Below are 1,531 nucleotides of genomic sequence, written 5' to 3' on the forward strand. Positions count from 1 at the left end.
ACGCGCAGTTCGAGCGGGTGCACGACGTCTTCCGCATCGTGCAGCACGACCGCCTTGGTCCGCCGCCCGTCGCGATCATCGGCGCGGCGCAGCGCATGCCAGAGCGTGTTGAGGCAGTCCGCCTTTGTCGTCGGCCCATCGCGCTGGCCGATGACCAGGCGGATCCGCGGATCGCGCGCCGCCACGCGCGCCGCGGCGTCGATCGTCGCGCGGTCGTTCGGATAGAGTCCGACGAAGATGCGGTAGTCGTCATGGTCGAACCGCGCCACCGCCGCCGACAGCATCGCGCCGATCACCGCCACCTCGTCCCAGGCCGGCACGAACACCGCGAGCCGGCCGGGCTCCGACGGCGTGGGCAGCGCGTCCATGCCCGGCAAGGTCGACGGTCCGCGCCAGATTTTCCAGAAAAAGAATGCGATGTCGACCAGGAGGTCATCGATGCCGCCGATCAACAAGCCGACCGCAGCAAATGCCACCGCCTCGCGCACGATGATATCGATGATCCCCAGCGACTCGCTCATCGGCCCTCTCCCCGGGCAAGACTATCCGCTGTCCCCGCCGTAACGGACCAAACATGATCCGTTTCGGACAGGTGTCGGCCGACCGATCGTCAGAATATTGGAATGACTTGGCTCGTCCGCCGACCGATGCTGAAATTTGGATCGAATGAACATCGCCCGCCACGCTCCCCGGTGCGCGACCCAGCGTCTGTTCGGCAGGGCGGGGACGGCTCCTCATCACCGACGAGACCCACGTACAAGCCGGTATTGCGGCTTTTCGGCACGGCGAGGTTGCCAATTCGTTCCGCATCGCGCACGGTCGGCAACGTGCTTGCCTACCCCGCCCTTCACGCCAGCCATGGCGGCATCTGGGTCGCGCAGGGCGGCGAGACGCGCGGGATCGGGCGTGGCGAAGCGATCCGGATCGCTGCCGATACCCCCGTCATCCTGCTCAACGCCGCGCTGATCGGCCAGCGTCTGGGCTATGCCGATCTGTCGGGACTCGACCTGCTCGAACTCTATGCGTTCCTGCGCCCGGCGCAGTTTGCGGTGCCGACGCCAAAGGGCATCGCCCGCGTCACCGGTCTCGACCTGCCGACCGACGATGCCGAGGTCGCGCCGTTCCTGTTGCGCGCCGCCGAGGCGATGCTGGCGCTGACCGACGCCGCGGACTGGCCCGAGCGGGAGGGAGCCTGGACCGCGGCGCAGTCGCTCTACCGGTTGCGCTGGCCCTGGGCGCCGGTGGTCGCCGAACGGCTGGCCAAGCCCGCGGTCAACGAACGCTGGCTGTTTTCGAAACTGCCCGAATGGGAGGAGCAGGCCCCGCGCCCCGCGCCGCGGACGATCGCGATCGAGCCGGGCGATGCCGAGGCGCGACTCGACGACCTGACCGGGCATGGCGCGGAGGAACGACCGGGGCAGCGCGCCTATGCCGCCGCGGCGACGGCCGCGTTCGCGCCGCGGGCGGTGCGCGATTCGCCCAATCTGGTGCTGGCGGAGGCGGGGACCGGGATCGGCAAGACGCTCGGCTA

Annotated in this window: 1 protein-coding gene and 1 pseudogene; one reads left to right on the forward strand and one right to left on the reverse strand. The window is 69.2% G+C overall.

Annotation, left to right across the window (positions count from 1 at the left end; translation table 11 throughout):
* Positions 1 to 521, reverse strand: a 521-nt coding sequence (locus sphsw_RS12605; protein WP_031440921.1) for a glycosyltransferase, incomplete at its 3' end; no start/stop codon positions are given.
* Between the two features lie 270 nt (positions 522 to 791).
* Between sphsw_RS12605 and sphsw_RS12610 the strand changes: the two are divergent.
* Positions 792 to 1,531, forward strand: a pseudogene (locus sphsw_RS12610) (ATP-dependent DNA helicase); the annotation flags it as partial.

The organism is Sphingomonas sp. FUKUSWIS1 (assembly GCF_000733135.1).
Taxonomy (GTDB): Bacteria; Pseudomonadota; Alphaproteobacteria; order Sphingomonadales; family Sphingomonadaceae; genus Sphingomonas; species Sphingomonas aerolata.